Raw genomic sequence first — 14,978 nt, forward strand, 5'->3', positions numbered from 1 at the left:
GCGCAGGCGGGGCCCCCGCTACCTTCTGCCAAACCGCGAAGGAAAAACGGGGTCCCCGCCTACGCGGGGGCGACGAAGTTTAATCTCGCAAAAGCTAACCCTGGAACTTGTTGTCGCGCGGGAATCCGGTCGGCGGCAGGCGGCCTGCCGCGCCGCGCGCGACCTTCCACAGGCCCATGTCCTTCTCGTTGCGCGTGCGGCCGGTCTCGCCGCCCATCGTCCAGGACAGACCATCCTCCAGCCTGAGGGTAATGAGGTCCGACAGCCCGCCGTCGCGGTAGCGCTGGAGCGTGACGCCCTGCCCCTTGGCCATCAGCGGCAGTTCCTCGAGGCTGAAGATCACCAGCTTGCGGTTGTCGCCCACCACGGCCACGTGATCGTGCTCCGCCGGAATCTCGCGCACGATCTTGAGGTGGATGCCCGGCTTGGTGGACATCACCGCACGGCCCTTGCGGGTTTCGGCAAGCAGGTCCTCGGCTTCCACCGCGAAGCCGCGCCCGATGTTGGAGGCCAGCAGGATCTGCGACTTCGGCTTGTAGACCAGCGCGGCGATGATGTGCGCATCGGCATCGATGTCGACCATCGTGCGGATCGGCTCGCCAAACCCGCGCGCACCCGGCAGCTTGTCGGCGCCGACCGTGTAGAAACGCCCATTGTCGAGCGCGATCAGGATCTTGTCGGTGGTCTGCGCATGGAAGGCGAAAGCGGGGCCATCGCCTTCCTTGAACTTGAAATCGCCGTCCAGCGCCACATGCCCCTTGGCCGCACGCACCCAGCCGCGCGCCGAGAGGATCACCGTCACCGGCTCCTTCTCGATCATCGCGTCCATGCTGAACTCGACCGTCGGCCTGGCCTGCGCGATCGTCGTGCGGCGACGGCCGAGCACGGTATCCTCGGCATATTCCTTGCGCAGCGTGGTCAGGTCGCGCTTCAGGCGCGTGCGCTGGCGGGCCGGGCTTTCGAGCAGCTTGTTGAGTTCGTCCTGCTCCTTCAGCAGGTCCTCATGCTCCTTGCGAAGCTCCATCTCCTCCAGCTTGCGCAAGGAACGCAAGCGCATGTTGAGGATGGCTTCGGCCTGACGGTCAGTCAGCTCGAACTCGGCCATCATCACCGCCTTGGGCTCGTCCTCGGTGCGGATGATCTCGATGATCCGGTCGAGGTTGAGGTAGGCGATGATGTAGCCGGCAACCAGCTCCAGCCGCGAGGCGATCTTTTCCAGCCGGTGCCGGGTGCGGCGCAGCAGGATGTCGATCTGGCTGTAGACCCATTCGGACAGCAGCAGCTTGAGGCCCATCACCCCCGGCGTGCGGTGCGAATCCAGCACGTTGAGATTGAGCGAGAAGCGGCTTTCGAGATCGGTGAGCTTGTAGAGGCTCTCCTTCAGCATCTCGGGATCGACGTTGCGGCTCTTGGGCACAAAGACGATGCGGATCTGCTCGTCGCTCTCGTCGCGGATGTCTTCGAGGATCGGCAGCTTCTTGTCGCCGATCAGCGCGGCGACCTGCTCGATCAGCTTGCCCTTGGGCAGCATGTAGGGGATTTCGGAAATGACCAGCTGCCACTGGCCGCTGCCCAGCTTCTCGATCCCGGTCTCTTCCCAGTTGCCCGCCTCGTCCTTTCCGGTCGAGAACCGGCCGCGCACGCGGAACGCGCCCTTGCCGGTCTCGTAGGCGTGGCTGATCGCCTCGGGGCTGTCGACCACCAGGCCGCCGGTCGCGAAGTCCGGGCCGTGGAACACCTGCATGAGCTGGTCATGCTCGGCCTGGGGATTGTCGATCAGCATCATCGTCGCATCGATGATCTCGGCGACGTTGTGGCTGGGGATCGAGGTGGCCATGCCCACGGCGATGCCGGTCGAGCCGTTCGCCAGCAGGTTCGGGAACATGCCGGGGAAGATGTCCGGCTCGCTCTCTTCGCCGTTGTAGGTGGGAACGAAATCGACGGTGCCTTCGTCCAGCCCCGCCATCAGGTGGATCGCCGTGCGTGTCAGGCGCGCTTCGGTATAGCGGTAGGCGGCGGCGTTATCGCCGTCGATATTGCCGAAGTTGCCCTGCCCCTGCACCAGCGGATAGCGCAGCGAGAAGTCCTGCGCGAGGCGGACCATCGCATCGTAGACTGAGGCGTCGCCATGCGGGTGGTATTTGCCGATGACGTCGCCGACGACGCGGGCCGACTTCTTGTAGGCACTGGCGGGATCGAGCTTGAGCTGCCGCATCGCCCAGAGCAGGCGGCGGTGCACCGGCTTCATCCCGTCGCGCAAGTCCGGCAGCGAGCGCGCCGTGATCGTCGAGAGCGCATAGACGAGGTAGCGCTGCGAGAGCGCGGCATCGAAAGGCGCGTCGACAATGGCGTCGAACGGATCGGAGTCTTCGTCGGTCGTGGTCACCATGCGCGGAACCTAGCAGCGCCCCGCCCGGTGCCAAGTCGGATTCCAGCGTTTTCCAGAGCTTGGTTTCCCGATTCGTTCCGATTTATCGCGATCAGCCGATCTGCATGTCCCGCGAGAGGCCGGGGATGCGCACTTCAAGGCCGTCGAGCGCGTCCGTCAGTTCGATCTGGCAGGCAAGGCGGCTGGTGCGGGTGACGCCGGCGGCAAGGTCCAGCATGTCTTCCTCGTCGTTGGAGGCAGGCTCCAGAACGTCGAACCAGTCGGGCGAGACGATCACGTGACAGGTGGAACAGGCCATCTGCCCCTCGCAGGTTCCCTCAAGCGGCATGCCGCAGCGCTGCGCAAGCGCAAGCAGGCGCGTGCCCGGTTCGGCCTCGGCCGTGACGGAGGCTCCTTCGGCGGTAACAAATCTGACGTTCAACAATTCAGACTCCCTGCACCGCTGCCGCGGCTTCTATTCGTGTGCAGGCATCCTCGATTTCCCTGAGGCCACTATATCTCCCGAATCCCAGACGGATAGAGCTTTTGGCCTCCGCGTCCGAAAGTCCCAGTGCCTTGAGCACGTGACTGGGCCGTCCCGAGCCGCTGGCGCAGGCGGAACCGGCGGAAAACGCGATGTTCCGAAGGTCCGACATCAGCCGCGCGACATCGAGCCCCGCCAGCCGCAGATTGAGGTTTCCGCGCCAGCGATGCTCGGCCGAGCCGTTCAGCACCCAGCGGGCAAGGATAGCGCGGGCGTGGGCCCAGAGCATTTCGACATGGGCAGCATCCTCGTCCATGCGGGTCGCCGCCAATGCCGCCGCCGCGCCGAACCCGGCACAGAGCGCGGGGCTCAGCGTGCCGGAGCGCAGCCCCTGCTCCTGACCGCCGCCGTGGATCAGCGGCTTGAGGTCGATCCCATCGCGAATCCACAGCGCACCGATGCCCTTGGGGCCGTAGAGCTTGTGCGCCGAGATCGCGATCAGGTCCGCGCCCTGGGGCGCGGCGAGCTTGCCCGCGCCCTGCACCGCGTCACACAGGAACAGCGCGCCTGCCCGGTGCGCCGCCTCGGCCAGCGCCTCGACCGGCTGGATCGTGCCGATCTCGTTGTTGACCTGCATCACCGCGACAAGGCCGGCCCCCTCCGGGATCGATGCATCGCTGGCGATCAGTCCTTGGCCATCGACGGGCAGCACCGACACCTCGGGATCGATCGCCCGCGCGGTGTCCAGCACGGCGGCATGCTCGATGGCCGAAACGGCGAGACGCCGCGCGCCGCAGCCCTGCAGCGCGAGGTTGATCGCCTCGGTAGCGCCCGAGGTGAAGATCACCCTCCCCCCCGGCGGCAAAAGCGCCGCAACCTGCTCGCGCGCGACCTCGACGATGGCGGCGCCGCCGCGCCCCGGCCGATGCGGGCTGTGCGGATTGGCGAACCCCATGCCCTCAGGCCCGCCCAGCCATGGCAGCATGGCGTCGCGCGCCTCCGGGGCGAGCGGGGTGGTGGCCTGGTAGTCAAGGTAGATCACGCGTTCACCTGCACCCAGGCCTCGGCAAAGGCATCGAGTTCGGCGGGCGTGGTGTTCCAGCCGATGCTCACACGCACGGTGCGGCGGGCAAGATCCTCGTCGATGCCGAAGCCCTTCAGCACCCGGCTCTGCTTGAGCGTGCCCGAGGAACAGGCGCTGCCCGCCGAGATCGCGAAGCCCATCGCATCCATGCGGATGAGCATCGCCGTCGCCGCCAGACGCGGCGCGGCCACGGCAAAGATATGCGAGCATTGCACCCCGGGCTGGATCACCTCGCCATGCCTGAACAGCGCGTTCTTGAAATCGAACAGCTGCTCGGCCGTGGTTGCCCAGTCCTCCAGCCCGCGCGCCTCGAGCGCCGCTGCAAAGCCCATCGCGCCGGGCAGGTTTTCGGTGCCCGCACGGTAGCCGCGCTCCTGCCCGCCGCTCGGCTCCAGCATGGCCCAGTCCTTCACCAGCAGCGCGCCGATGCCGATCGGGCCGCCCAGCTTGTGCGCCGACAGCACCACCATGTCGGCATCGGGAAGCGGCGCCTTGCCGGCGCTTTGCGAACAGTCCGCCAGCACCAGCCCGCCCGCCGCGCGCACCTGCTCGATCAGCGGATTGCGTGCGTAGGGCAGCAAGATCGTGCCGGTTTCCGAATTGACCGACTGGACCGCGACCACCGCCCGTCCACCGTCAGCCAACGCAGCCGCCAGAGCCTCGGGATCGACCTCGCCTTCCCGCACCGGCAATTCCTGCGCATCGGGCGCGGCACGAAACACCGCATCGTGCTCCACCGCCGAGACCAGCCGCCGCTCCGCCCTGGCCCGGCCAAGCCCGATCGCCAGGGCCTCGCTGGCGCCCGAGGTGAAAATCAGTTCACCCTGCCAGCCGAGCGCCTGTTTCACCCGTTCGCGCGCCTGCTCCAGCGCGGCGCGGGCGGCGCGTCCGGCCTTGTGCGGACTGGACGGATTCGCCCAGATCGCCGCACCTTCAAGCCAGGCTTCGCGCGCTTCGGGCATGATCGGAGTGGTCGCGGCGTGATCGAGATAGATCGTTTGAGAGGCCATGTTCTGCAAAAGTTGTTTTTGGGCCCAGTGTTTCTATATAGCGATCCATTCCTTTACCACTCCCGTGAATGTCGTTGCGGCCAATGGCCGGCGGTATTTCGCGGGAGTTTCAACAGGTCAGGCCCGCAAAACACATGCCATCAGTCATCTTTCCCGGACCCGAAGGCCGCCTCGAAGGCCGCTTCCAGCCCGCAACGCGCCCGCGCGCACCGGTGGCGATGATCCTCCACCCGCACCCGCAGGCGGGCGGCACGATGAACGACCGCATCACCCAGCACCTCTACAAGACGTTCGTGGCGCGCGGCTTCGCGACGCTGCGCTTCAACTTCCGCGGTGTCGGCCGCAGCCAGGGCAGCTTCGACAACGGCGTGGGCGAACTGTCCGACGCGGCAGCGGCGCTCGACTGGGTGCAGTCGATCCACCCCGAGGCTTCGTCCACCTGGATCGCGGGCTATTCGTTCGGCGCGCTGATCGGCATGCAGCTGCTGATGCGCCGCCCGGAAATCCGCGGCTTCATCTCGGTGGCGCCGCCGGCCAACATGTACGACTTCTCGTTCCTCGCCCCCTGCCCGGCCTCGGGCATCATCGTCCAGGGCGCGGCGGACACGGTGGTGACGCCCAATGCCGTGCAGAAGCTGGTCGACAAGCTGCGCACGCAGAAGCACATCACCATCCACCACGACGAGATCCCGCGCGCGAACCACTTCTTCGAGAACGAGATGGACGACCTGATGCGCTCGGTCGACAACTACCTCGACATGCGCCTCGCGCCGGATTGCCCGATCAAGTAATCGGCGCGAGACCGCGGACCGGAAAACACGAGGCGTCGGAGAGCTACTCCGGCGCCTTTTCCTTTGCTGCCGCCGCCACCGTCTCGCCGCGGCCCGTCGGCACCACCAGGATCGCCACGTTCACCGCCATCACGGCCGCCAGCACCAGCATCAGCACCGCCTGCCTGCGATAGCCGCCGCGCCGGAACAGCGCGGTCGCCCCCAGCACAAGCGCGGCAATGACAAGAACGAGCAGGGAAAGCGCAATATCCATGGCTTATCCCCTAGCCCAGCACGGCGGCGCAATCGAGCGGGTTTGACAGCGGGCCCCGCGCTCGCCAGTTTCGCCGGCCATGAACAACCACGTCATGGGAAGCGCGCCCCTCTCGCGCCGCACCACGCTCCAGCTTCTCGCCACCGGCACGGCCGCGCTTGCGCTGCCGGGCGCCCGCGCGCTGGCCGCCTCGCCCGCCGCGCCGACAAGCGCCGCGCCGCTGCTCGATGCGGTCGCCTGGGACCTGATCCGGCACGCCCCCGAAACCGCCACCACGCTTGGCGTCGATACCGGCACCCATGCCGCGCTGCGATCGCAACTGGAGGACCGCTCCTTTGCCGGACGCGCGGCGCTTGCCGACACGCTGCGCGGCGATCTTGCCAAAGTGCAGGCCTTCAACCCCAGCCACCTGAACCATGCCGAGCGCACCAGCCTGGCGGTGATCCGCAGCGCCTACAAGACCTCGCTCGACGGTCTTGCCCTGCCCTACGGCGACGTTGCCGTCGGCGGCTGGCGCAACACCCCCTACGTGGTGATCCAGAACGTCGGCGCCTATCTCGACACGCCCAAGTTCCTCGATGCCGACCACCAGGTGAAGACCGCCGAGGACGCCGAGGCCTATGTCGCGCGCCTCTCGCAGTTCGACAGCCAGCTCGACGGCGAGCTGGAGCGCATGCGCGCGGCTACCGACCAGGGCCTTGTCCCGCCCGACTTCCTGCTGGACCGCGCCATCGCCCAGATGGAAAGCACCCTTGCCGATGCCCGCGATGGCGGCGGCGGCATGGTCTCCTCGCTGGTCAGCCGCACCAAAACGATCCCCGGCGACTGGGAAGGCCGCACGAAGAGGATCGTGGCGGGCGAAGTGGTGCCCGCGCTCGAACGCCAGCTCGCCGAACTCAAGCGCCAGCGCGGCCTTGCCAAGAGCGACCCCGGCATGAGCGCGCGCCCGCACGGCGACGAATTCTACGCCTGGGCCCTGCGCGCCAGCACGACCACGACCGTCCCCGCCGCGCAAATCCATGAGCGCGGCCTCGAGGAACTGGCCGCGCTTCACGCCCGCATGGAGCCGATCCTGAAGTCGCTCGGCTACACGCAGGGCACCGTGGGCGAGCGCATGACCGCGCTCGGCAGCGACAAGCGCTTCATGTTCCCCGAGGGCGATCCCGGCCGCGCCGAGATCATGGCCTTCATCCAGAAGCGGGTGGACTGGATCCGCGCGCAGATGCCGCGCGCCTTCCGCGATCCGGTTTCGGGCAAGGTGGAAGTGCACCGCCTGCCGCTTGCCGAGGAACCCGGCGCCCCCACCGCTTACGGCGGCGGCGGCTCGAAGGACGGCACGGTGCCGGGCAAGATGTGGATCAACCTGCGCTCCACCGACCTGCACCGCAAGTACGACCTGCCCACGCTGGTCCATCACGAGGCGATCCCCGGCCACGTCTGGCAGGGCGAATATGCCAACCGCCTGCCGCTGATCCGCTCGATGCTGGCGTTCAACGCCTATTCGGAAGGCTGGGCGCTTTACGGCGAGCAGCTGGCCGACGAACTGGGCGCCTACGACAACGATCCGGTCGGCCGCCTCGGTTACCTCCAGTCGCTGGCCTTCCGCGCCTGCCGCATGGTGGTCGACACCGGCCTCCACACCAAGGGCTGGGGCCGCGAACAGGCGGTGCAGTTCTTCATGCAGAAGAACGGCAACAAGCGGGAGGAAATCGCCAGCGAGGTGGACCGCTACTGCTCCTGGCCGGGACAGGCCTGCGGCTACAAGATGGGCCATTCGGAGATCAACCTCCAGCGCAGCCGCGCGCAGCAGGCGCTGGGTTCGGCCTATGACCTGCGCGATTTCGACCAGGCCGTGGTCGACGGCGGCAACGTCCCGCTCGACGTGCTGGCCACCAACATCGACGACTACATCGCGGTAACGCGCAAGCGCTGATTTCACCGCAGACAGGAAAAGGGCGCCCCGGCCTGGCCGGAGCGCCCTTTTTGCTGCGCCGCGTTGGCGATCAGCGCTGCCCGAACAGGCCCTTGGCGGCATCGGTGATGTCGTCGATCACGCTGCCGTCGCCGTCCTTGTCGAGCAAGGCCGCGAACTTTCCGGGGTCGTTCGCCAGCATGCCGGCAAACTGGCTCAGCGAGCCCTCGCCGCCGATCGCGGCGATGATCTGCTGGATCGTGTCGACACCGAGGCCGGTCTTGGCGGCGGCCAGCTGCGCGGTGTCACCTTCCTGCTGGTGCGCAAAGCCGAGCGCGGCGATCGCCTTCTCGGCCGTCGCCGGCTCGATGCCCAGCTGGCCTGCGAGGTTGGCGACATCGGGGTGTTCGCTGACCTGACCGAGAATGCCGTCGAAAAGTCCCATGTTCGTATCTCCATGAAAGAGAGGGGGAACCGCAAGATGCACCCTATTCGTGACAAGACAAGGGCCCCGGAACGGTCGCTCCGGGGCCCTGCCCTTATTTCACGCCGAACAGCGCCGGATCACGCCGAAACGGGAGCCGCCTTGCGCACGCCTTCGTCGACATGGGCTTCGAACTGGGCGAAGTTGTCGATGAACTGCTTGACCAGCGTCTGTGCGGTCTTGTCGTACTCGGCGCCGTCCGCCCAGGCGCCGCGCGGATCGAGCAGCCGGGCATCGACGCCGGGCACCGCCACCGGAACCTCGAAGCCGAAGTTCGGATCTTCCTTGAACTCGGCCGTGTTGAGGCTGCCGTCGAGCGCCGCATTGAGCAGCGCGCGGGTGGCCTTGATCGGCATGCGCTTGATGCCTTCCATGGTCGCCTTGCCGCCCGACCAACCGGTGTTGACCAGCCAGCACTTCACGCCGCCCTTGGCGATGCGCTCCTTGAGGAGGTTGCCGTAGACCGAGGGGTGACGCGGCATGAACGGCGCGCCGAAGCAGGTGCTGAAGGTAGCTTCCGGCTCGGTCACGCCGATCTCGGTGCCGGCGACGCGCGCGGTATAGCCCGAGAGGAAGTGGTACATCGCCTGATCGGGGGTAAGCCGCGCGATCGGCGGCAGCACGCCGTAGGCGTCGGCGGTGAGGAAGATGATGTTCTTGGGAACCGGGCCGAGGTTCTTCTCCGAGGTGTTCGGGATGAAGTCGATCGGGTAGGAACCGCGGCTGTTCTCGGCCAGGGAGTTGTCCTCAAGGTCGATCTGGCGGGTCACCGGATCGATCACCACGTTCTCGAGCACGGTGCCGAAGCGCTTGGTGGTGGCGAAGATCTCCGGCTCGGCCTCGGCCGAGAGGCGGATCATCTTGGCGTAGCAACCGCCTTCGAAGTTGAACACGGCGGTGTCCGACCAGCCATGCTCGTCATCGCCGATCAGCGTGCGCGAGGCATCGGCCGAAAGCGTGGTCTTGCCGGTGCCCGAAAGGCCGAAGAACACCGCGGTATCGCCGTCCGGGCCGATGTTGGCCGAGCAGTGCATCGGCATCACGCCCTTGACCGGCAGCAGGTAGTTGAGGATGCCGAAGACCGACTTCTTCATCTCGCCCGCATAGGCGGTGCCGCCGATCAGGATCAGCTTCTCGGTGAAGTTGACCGCGATCACGGTTTCGCTGCGGCAGCCGTGACGCGCGGGATCGGCGCGGAAGCCCGGCAAGTCGATGATCGTGTATTCGGGCGCGAAATCCGCGAGTTCGGCCTCGGTGGGACGCACCAGCAGGGTGCGGATGAACAGGTTGTGCCAGGCGAATTCATTGATGACCCGCACCTTGACGCGGTGCTCGGGCTGCGAGCCGCCGAACAGGTCCGCCACGTAGAGCGTGTCCTTCTCGGCGACGGCCTTGAGGAAGTCCTCCTTCAGCGCCGCGAAGTGCTCCGGCGTCATGGCGACGTTGGTCTTGCCCCACCAGACGGTATCCTGCGTCTCGGCGTCCTTGACGATGAACTTGTCCTTGGCCGAACGGCCGGTGTGCTTGCCGGTGGCAACGACGAACGGACCGTCCGCACTCAGTACGCCTTCTCCATTGCGTACTGCATGCTCGACGAGCGGTGCCGTGCCCAGGTTTGCGAAAATTTCCGCACTGGTTTCAATGCCTTGTTTGGCAAGCGAGTAGTTCAGGGTAGCGGTCAATGTCATCTCCTCCATTTTCAGACGCCAGACGACGGGGTCGTCGGGCACCCGGACATTTTTACGCAAGACTCGGGGCCGCGCTTACGCGCCGCTCCCTTTTCGATCAAATCGCCGCAGAAATAAACCAAGCCCCTCGCGACGAACGCCATCCCTTTTGCGTCGGGAACGGAGATTGTCAGCCCGAAGCGGTCCGGCTAGGCGTACCATCCTATCGAAAAATGCTGCGACAAGAGGACAGTGCACCGCCCCATGGCAGATCCTGCGACAGCCCCCGGAGACAGTCCCGCAGCACGCGCGCAGACCATCGCGCTGGTCGATGACGACCGCAACATCCTCACCACCCTCTCGATCAGCCTGCAGGCCGAAGGCTTCGCCACGCGGGTCTATACCGACGGCGAAACCGCGCTGAAGGCCCTGCTCGACAATCCGCCCGACCTTGCCATCTTCGACATCAAGATGCCGCGCATGGACGGCCTCTCGCTGCTGCAGGCGCTGCGCGCGCAATCGAGCCTGCCGGTGATCTTCCTCACGTCCAAGGACGAGGAGCCGGACGAGGCCCTCGGCCTCGCGATGGGTGCCGACGACTATATCACCAAACCCTTCAGCCAGCGCCTGCTGGTGGCGCGCATCCGCGCCATCCTGCGCCGCAGCGAACTGACCCGCACGCCCAGCGATGCCGCCGCTGGCGAAGGCCTGCCGGACCTCGTCGTCCGCGGCCGCCTGCAACTCGACCCCGCGCGTCATCAGGTCGCCTGGGAAGGTGAGCCGGTGTCGCTGACGGTGACCGAATTCCTGATCCTCGAGGCGCTCGCCACCCGCCCCGGCGTGGTCAAGAGCCGTAACCAGCTGATGGATGCCGCCTACAGCGAGGACGTCTACGTCGACGACCGCACGATCGACAGCCACATCAAGCGCCTGCGCCGCAAGTTCCGCGCGGTCGACCCGGAGTTCGGCGCGATCGACACGCTCTACGGCGCCGGTTACTCCTTCTCCGATGCCTGAATCCCGCAGCATGGCGCCCCGCCAACAGGGCATGAAGCGCTCCCGGCGCGGCACGGGCAAACGCGGCAAGGGCAAACGGGGCAAGGGCAAGCACCGGAAGACGCCCCTCGGCATGCGGCTGGGCCTGCCCTGGCGCGTCTCGCTCACCGCGCGCATCCTCGCCGTCAACGTCATCGCCCTCGCCCTGCTGGCCGGCAGCCTGTTCTACATCGACAGCTACCGGCGCGAACTGCTGGCCGAGCGGTATCGGCTTGCCGCCTCGCAGGCCGAGATCGTTGCCCATGCGCTGACCGGCATGGACTCTGCCGATCGCCGCGCACTGATCGCCCGCATCGGCGCCGGGCAGGCGCTGCGCCTGCGCCTCTACGACGCAGGCGGCAAGCTCGTCGCCGACAGCTTCGACCTCGCGCCGCCCTCCTACCGGCTTGTCGATCCCGCCAGCGAGCCCTGGCTGCAGGATGCCGCCCGCGCCATCGACCAGGGCATGGACTTCGTTCTCGGCGCCCCGCCGATCCCGCCTTACGAGGACAATCCCGGCGCCGATGCGCGGGCATGGCCCGAGATCACCCAGGCCCTCCTCAATGGCCGCACCGAGGTCAACCACGAGGCCGCCCCCGACCAGACCCCGATCATCATCGCCGCCACGCCGGTCGGCCATGACGGCGAGGCCCTGCTGGTCACCCGCAACGCCCGCGACATCACCGAAAACGTGCGCATGGCCCGCCAGACCCTGGCGATCATCGTCGGCGGCGCCTTTGCCGTCTCGATCCTGCTCTCGCTGTTCCTGGCGCGCACCATCGTCGAGCCGCTGCGCAAGCTGGTGCGCGCCACCGTGCGCGTGCGCCTCGGACGCGACCGCAGCGTGGTGGTCCCCCGCCTGCCCGACCGCCGCGACGAGATCGGCCTGCTGGCCCGCGCCGTCTCCGACATGAGCGGAGCCCTGCGCCAGCGCATCGACGCGGTGGAGAGCTTTGCCGCCGATGTCGCCCACGAACTCAAGAACCCGCTGACCTCGCTGCGCAGCGCGCTCGAAAGCCTCGACCGGGTGGACGAGCCCGACTTGCGCCGCCAACTGATCGGCATCGCCAAGGACGACGTGCGGCGGATCGACTTCCTCGTCACCGAGATCGCCGATGCCAGCCGCATCGACGCCGAACTCAGCCGCACGACTTTCGAGCCGGTCGACATGGGACGCCTGGTGCGCGCGCTGGCGAGCGAAAGGGCGCAGCGCGGCGTCAACGGCCATTGCCCGGTCGAAGTCCTGGAAACCAGCGAACCGGGCATGGACGAAACCACCCGCCTGATGGTGCCGGGCGACGCGCCGCGCCTTGAGCGCGTGCTCCAGAACCTGCTCGACAACGCCGTGTCGTTCTCCCCGGCCGGCGCGCCGATCGAGGTCATGCTGGCGCGCGAGGGTACGCGGGTGATCATCGCGGTATCGGACCACGGCCCGGGCATCCCCGAAGGCGCGCGCGAACGCATCTTCGACCGTTTCCACTCGCTGCGCCCTTCCGGCGAGGAATTCGGCAAGCACAGCGGCCTCGGCCTCGCCATCGCCCGCACCATCGTCGAGGCCCACTTCGGCAAGCTGCGCGCGACCGACCGGATCGACGGCGAACACGGCGCGCGGCTGGTGGTCTCGCTGCCCGCATGGCAGGGCGAATGAGCATGGACACCCCACCCGCATCCGCACCGGCACCGGCACATCCCTCCCCCTTCGCGCGCCAGTCGACCTGCGTCGCCATCGGCGGGCGCGGCGTGCTGATCGAGGGCGCATCCGGTACCGGCAAGTCCAGCCTCGCGCTGGAACTGATCGACCGGGGAGCCGCGCTGGTGGGCGACGACAGCGTGCTGCTGATGGCGGGAAACGGCGTGCTCCTCGCCCGCCCGCATCCCAATACCCGCGGGCTGATCGAAGTGCGCAATCTCGGGCTGCTGCCGTTTCCCTGCGTGGAAGAGGTGCCGCTCGCCCTGCTCGTCACCCTCGACCCCGAAGCACCGCGCTTCATCGAGATCCCCCAAACTACTGAAATTGCCGGAATCCCGCTGCCACATCTGCGCCTCTGGCCGGGATCGGGACCGCTCGCGCTCAAGACCGAACTGGCACTGTCCCACTTTGGCCACAGGCCGGGCTGACCGCACCGGCACCCCCTTCCCTTTCGCGGCCGCCCGGCGCAAACAGACGCGATGAATCGCGAATCCCCGGAAAGCGGCGCATCCCCCTGCGGCGCCGTTCCTCCCCCCACCCCGGCTGCCGATCGCCAGCGTGTCCTGCTCGTCACGGGCATGCTGGGTGCGGGCAAGACCACTGCCCTGCGGGTACTCGAAGACCTCGGCTGGGAGATCATCGACAATTTCCCGGTGCGCCTGCTCGATCGCCTGATCGAACGATCCCCGACCGCGGAAGGCTCGCCGCGCCCGCCGCTGGCGATCGGTTTCGACTGTCGCACCCGCGGTTTCGACCCGGCGCGGGTGATCGCGCAGGTCAAGGCCCTCGACGAGCGCGAGGATGTCGAACTCAACACCCTGTTCCTCGACTGTTCGAGCAAGGAACTGGAGCGCCGCTTCAACGAGACCCGCCGCCGTCACGCGCTGGCCGCCGACGCCCCGGTCGACACCGGCATCCGCGCCGAGCGTGAACTGCTGGCACCGCTGCGCCGCTGGGCCGATCTCCTGGTCGAAACCACCGAGTTCACCTCGAACGACCTCCAGCGCGTGATTCGCGAACGATTCGCAACCGAAGCGCCGGAAGACCTCACGCTGACGGTATCGAGCTTCGGTTTCTCGCGCGGCATGCCGCCGCTTGCCGACCTCGTGTTCGACATGCGCTTCGTGGAAAACCCGCATTGGGATCCGATGCTGAGGCCGATGACCGGGCTTGATGCGCCCGTGGGCGACTATGTCCGGCAGGACCCTGCCTTTAACGAAGCTTTCACGCGGATTCGCGACCTTCTCCTGCTCCTGCTTCCACGCTATCGCACACAGGGCAAAGCCTATGTTCACGTCGCTTTCGGGTGTACGGGTGGGCGTCACAGGTCGGTATTCACCGCCGAACTCATGGCTGCGGCCTTGCGCGATGCGGGATTTTCGCCCACATTGCTGCACCGCAACCTGGGCTCGCGAGCAGCCGATCTTCTGGAAGGGGGTCAGCGGCGTGAAAAATGAACAAGTAACCTGGTCGCCCACGCAAGAAAAAGTTCGGAGCCTGCTTCCAGCATGATCGGCATGATCCTCGTCACTCACGGCAATCTCGCCGAGGAGTTCGTAAACGCGATGGAACACGTCGTCGGCGATCAGTCGGCGGTTGCAACCGTTTGCATCGGTCCCAATGACGACATGGAACGCCGCCGCAGCGAGATTGCCGACGCGATCACCGCGGTCGACAGCGGTTCGGGCGTCATCATCCTCACCGACCTGTTCGGCGGCACGCCGTCCAACCTCGCCATTTCGCTGATGGAAGCGGGCCGCGTGGAAGTGATCGCCGGCATCAACCTGCCGATGCTGATCCGCCTCGCCAAGGCCCGCGAATGCATGTCGGTGCGCGAAGCCGCCGCCGCCGCGCGCGACGCCGGGCGCAACTACATCACCATCGCCAGCGAGTATCTGGGGCAGGATGCGGCATGAGCGATTTTCGTGAAACGGTGCTGATCGTCAACAAGCGCGGCCTTCATGCCCGCGCCAGCGCCAAGTTCGTGAACCACGTCGCCGAACTGCCGGCCACCGTGCTGGTCAAGGTCGGCAAGGACGGCACCGAGGCCGCCGGCAACTCGATCCTCGGCCTGATGATGCTGGGCGCCGCCAAGGGCGACAGCATCGAGATTTCCTGCGCGGGCGAAGGCGCCCCCGAAGCGCTGGCCACGCTCGCCACGCTGGTGCGCGACGGTTTCGGCGAAGAGTAGAAGGCAAGA

The 14,978-nt window shown here is 67.1% G+C and carries 15 protein-coding genes; 8 read left to right on the forward strand and 7 right to left on the reverse strand.

The genetic code is table 11. From position 1 onward, the window contains the following. Positions 1-94: 94 nt before the first annotated feature. The 4 genes from parC to CA833_RS16720 form a co-directional block, all read right to left on the reverse strand. On the reverse strand, positions 95-2,389 hold the full coding sequence (gene parC, locus CA833_RS16705) for a DNA topoisomerase IV subunit A (protein WP_142633253.1): 2,295 nt from the start codon (positions 2,387-2,389) through the stop codon (positions 95-97). A 91-nt stretch (positions 2,390-2,480) separates the two neighbouring features. Continuing rightward, a complete protein-coding gene (locus tag CA833_RS16710; protein WP_142633251.1) occupies positions 2,481-2,813 on the reverse strand; it encodes a 2Fe-2S iron-sulfur cluster-binding protein in 333 nt (110 codons plus the stop codon). Between the two features lies 1 nt (position 2,814). Continuing rightward, entirely contained in the window at positions 2,815-3,894 is a 1,080-nt protein-coding gene (locus CA833_RS16715) for a cysteine desulfurase family protein (RefSeq protein ID WP_207078683.1), read from the reverse strand. Then, positions 3,891-4,946: a cysteine desulfurase family protein gene (locus CA833_RS16720; protein ID WP_207078684.1), complete on the reverse strand. Its 1,056-nt coding sequence runs from the start codon at positions 4,944-4,946 to the stop codon at positions 3,891-3,893. Before CA833_RS16720 ends, CA833_RS16715 begins: the two co-directional genes overlap by 4 nt. Before the next feature lie 134 nt (positions 4,947-5,080). On the opposite strand from CA833_RS16720, the gene CA833_RS16725 reads away from it, so the two are divergent. Continuing rightward, positions 5,081-5,737 (forward strand): alpha/beta hydrolase, encoded by a 657-nt coding sequence (locus CA833_RS16725; RefSeq protein ID WP_207078685.1) that lies wholly within the window; start codon positions 5,081-5,083, stop codon positions 5,735-5,737. 43 nt (positions 5,738-5,780) lie between these two features. Here CA833_RS16725 and CA833_RS16730 read toward each other — a convergent pair whose 3' ends face one another. After that, entirely contained in the window at positions 5,781-5,990 is a 210-nt protein-coding gene (locus CA833_RS16730; protein ID WP_207078686.1) for a hypothetical protein, read from the reverse strand. A gap of 79 nt (positions 5,991-6,069) precedes the next feature. Here CA833_RS16730 and CA833_RS16735 point away from each other — a divergent pair, with 79 nt between their 5' ends. Continuing rightward, complete coding sequence (locus tag CA833_RS16735; protein ID WP_242526160.1) at positions 6,070-7,923, forward strand: DUF885 family protein; 1,854 nt, start codon at positions 6,070-6,072, stop codon at positions 7,921-7,923. A gap of 70 nt (positions 7,924-7,993) precedes the next feature. Here CA833_RS16735 and CA833_RS16740 read toward each other — a convergent pair whose 3' ends face one another. Next, positions 7,994-8,347: a hypothetical protein gene (locus CA833_RS16740; RefSeq protein ID WP_142633240.1), complete on the reverse strand. Its 354-nt coding sequence runs from the start codon at positions 8,345-8,347 to the stop codon at positions 7,994-7,996. 119 nt (positions 8,348-8,466) lie between these two features. Beyond that, positions 8,467-10,074: a phosphoenolpyruvate carboxykinase gene (locus CA833_RS16745; protein WP_370584526.1), complete on the reverse strand. Its 1,608-nt coding sequence runs from the start codon at positions 10,072-10,074 to the stop codon at positions 8,467-8,469. A gap of 243 nt (positions 10,075-10,317) precedes the next feature. Between CA833_RS16745 and CA833_RS16750 the strand changes: the two genes are divergently transcribed. From CA833_RS16750 to CA833_RS16775, 6 genes are all read left to right on the forward strand, one after another. Further along, positions 10,318-11,070: a response regulator transcription factor gene (locus tag CA833_RS16750; RefSeq protein ID WP_142633237.1), complete on the forward strand. Its 753-nt coding sequence runs from the start codon at positions 10,318-10,320 to the stop codon at positions 11,068-11,070. 112 nt (positions 11,071-11,182) lie between these two features. Further along, complete coding sequence (locus CA833_RS16755; RefSeq protein WP_207080150.1) at positions 11,183-12,736, forward strand: stimulus-sensing domain-containing protein; 1,554 nt, start codon at positions 11,183-11,185, stop codon at positions 12,734-12,736. A gap of 2 nt (positions 12,737-12,738) precedes the next feature. Next, on the forward strand, positions 12,739-13,206 hold the full coding sequence (locus CA833_RS16760) for an HPr kinase/phosphorylase (protein ID WP_207078687.1): 468 nt from the start codon (positions 12,739-12,741) through the stop codon (positions 13,204-13,206). 51 nt (positions 13,207-13,257) lie between these two features. After that, entirely contained in the window at positions 13,258-14,235 is a 978-nt protein-coding gene (gene rapZ, locus CA833_RS16765) for an RNase adapter RapZ (RefSeq protein WP_207078688.1), read from the forward strand. 51 nt (positions 14,236-14,286) lie between these two features. Then, positions 14,287-14,694: a PTS sugar transporter subunit IIA gene (locus tag CA833_RS16770; protein WP_142633232.1), complete on the forward strand. Its 408-nt coding sequence runs from the start codon at positions 14,287-14,289 to the stop codon at positions 14,692-14,694. Then, entirely contained in the window at positions 14,691-14,969 is a 279-nt protein-coding gene (locus CA833_RS16775; RefSeq protein WP_142633230.1) for an HPr family phosphocarrier protein, read from the forward strand. Before CA833_RS16770 ends, CA833_RS16775 begins: the two co-directional genes overlap by 4 nt. Positions 14,970-14,978 lie beyond the last annotated feature (9 nt).

Origin of the sequence: Novosphingobium sp. KA1, assembly GCF_017309955.1 — a bacterium.
GTDB lineage: Bacteria > Pseudomonadota > Alphaproteobacteria > Sphingomonadales > Sphingomonadaceae > Novosphingobium.

Bases quoted from the DNA above. Each gene is read 5' to 3' on its own strand.
- CA833_RS16720 (WP_207078684.1), bottom strand. From the start codon at position 4,946: ATGGCCTCTCAAACGATCTATCTCGATCACGCCGCGACCACTCCGATC.
- CA833_RS16745 (WP_370584526.1), bottom strand. From the start codon at position 10,074: ATGACATTGACCGCTACCCTGAACTACTCGCTTGCCAAACAAGGCATT.
- CA833_RS16730 (WP_207078686.1), bottom strand. From the start codon at position 5,990: ATGGATATTGCGCTTTCCCTGCTCGTTCTTGTCATTGCCGCGCTTGTG.
- CA833_RS16750 (WP_142633237.1), top strand. From the start codon at position 10,318: ATGGCAGATCCTGCGACAGCCCCCGGAGACAGTCCCGCAGCACGCGCG.
- CA833_RS16740 (WP_142633240.1), bottom strand. From the start codon at position 8,347: ATGGGACTTTTCGACGGCATTCTCGGTCAGGTCAGCGAACACCCCGAT.
- CA833_RS16755 (WP_207080150.1), top strand. From the start codon at position 11,183: ATGCGGCTGGGCCTGCCCTGGCGCGTCTCGCTCACCGCGCGCATCCTC.
- CA833_RS16770 (WP_142633232.1), top strand. From the start codon at position 14,287: ATGATCGGCATGATCCTCGTCACTCACGGCAATCTCGCCGAGGAGTTC.
- CA833_RS16760 (WP_207078687.1), top strand. From the start codon at position 12,739: ATGGACACCCCACCCGCATCCGCACCGGCACCGGCACATCCCTCCCCC.
- parC (WP_142633253.1), bottom strand. From the start codon at position 2,389: ATGGTGACCACGACCGACGAAGACTCCGATCCGTTCGACGCCATTGTC.
- CA833_RS16775 (WP_142633230.1), top strand. From the start codon at position 14,691: ATGAGCGATTTTCGTGAAACGGTGCTGATCGTCAACAAGCGCGGCCTT.
- rapZ (WP_207078688.1), top strand. From the start codon at position 13,258: ATGAATCGCGAATCCCCGGAAAGCGGCGCATCCCCCTGCGGCGCCGTT.
- CA833_RS16735 (WP_242526160.1), top strand. From the start codon at position 6,070: ATGAACAACCACGTCATGGGAAGCGCGCCCCTCTCGCGCCGCACCACG.
- CA833_RS16725 (WP_207078685.1), top strand. From the start codon at position 5,081: ATGCCATCAGTCATCTTTCCCGGACCCGAAGGCCGCCTCGAAGGCCGC.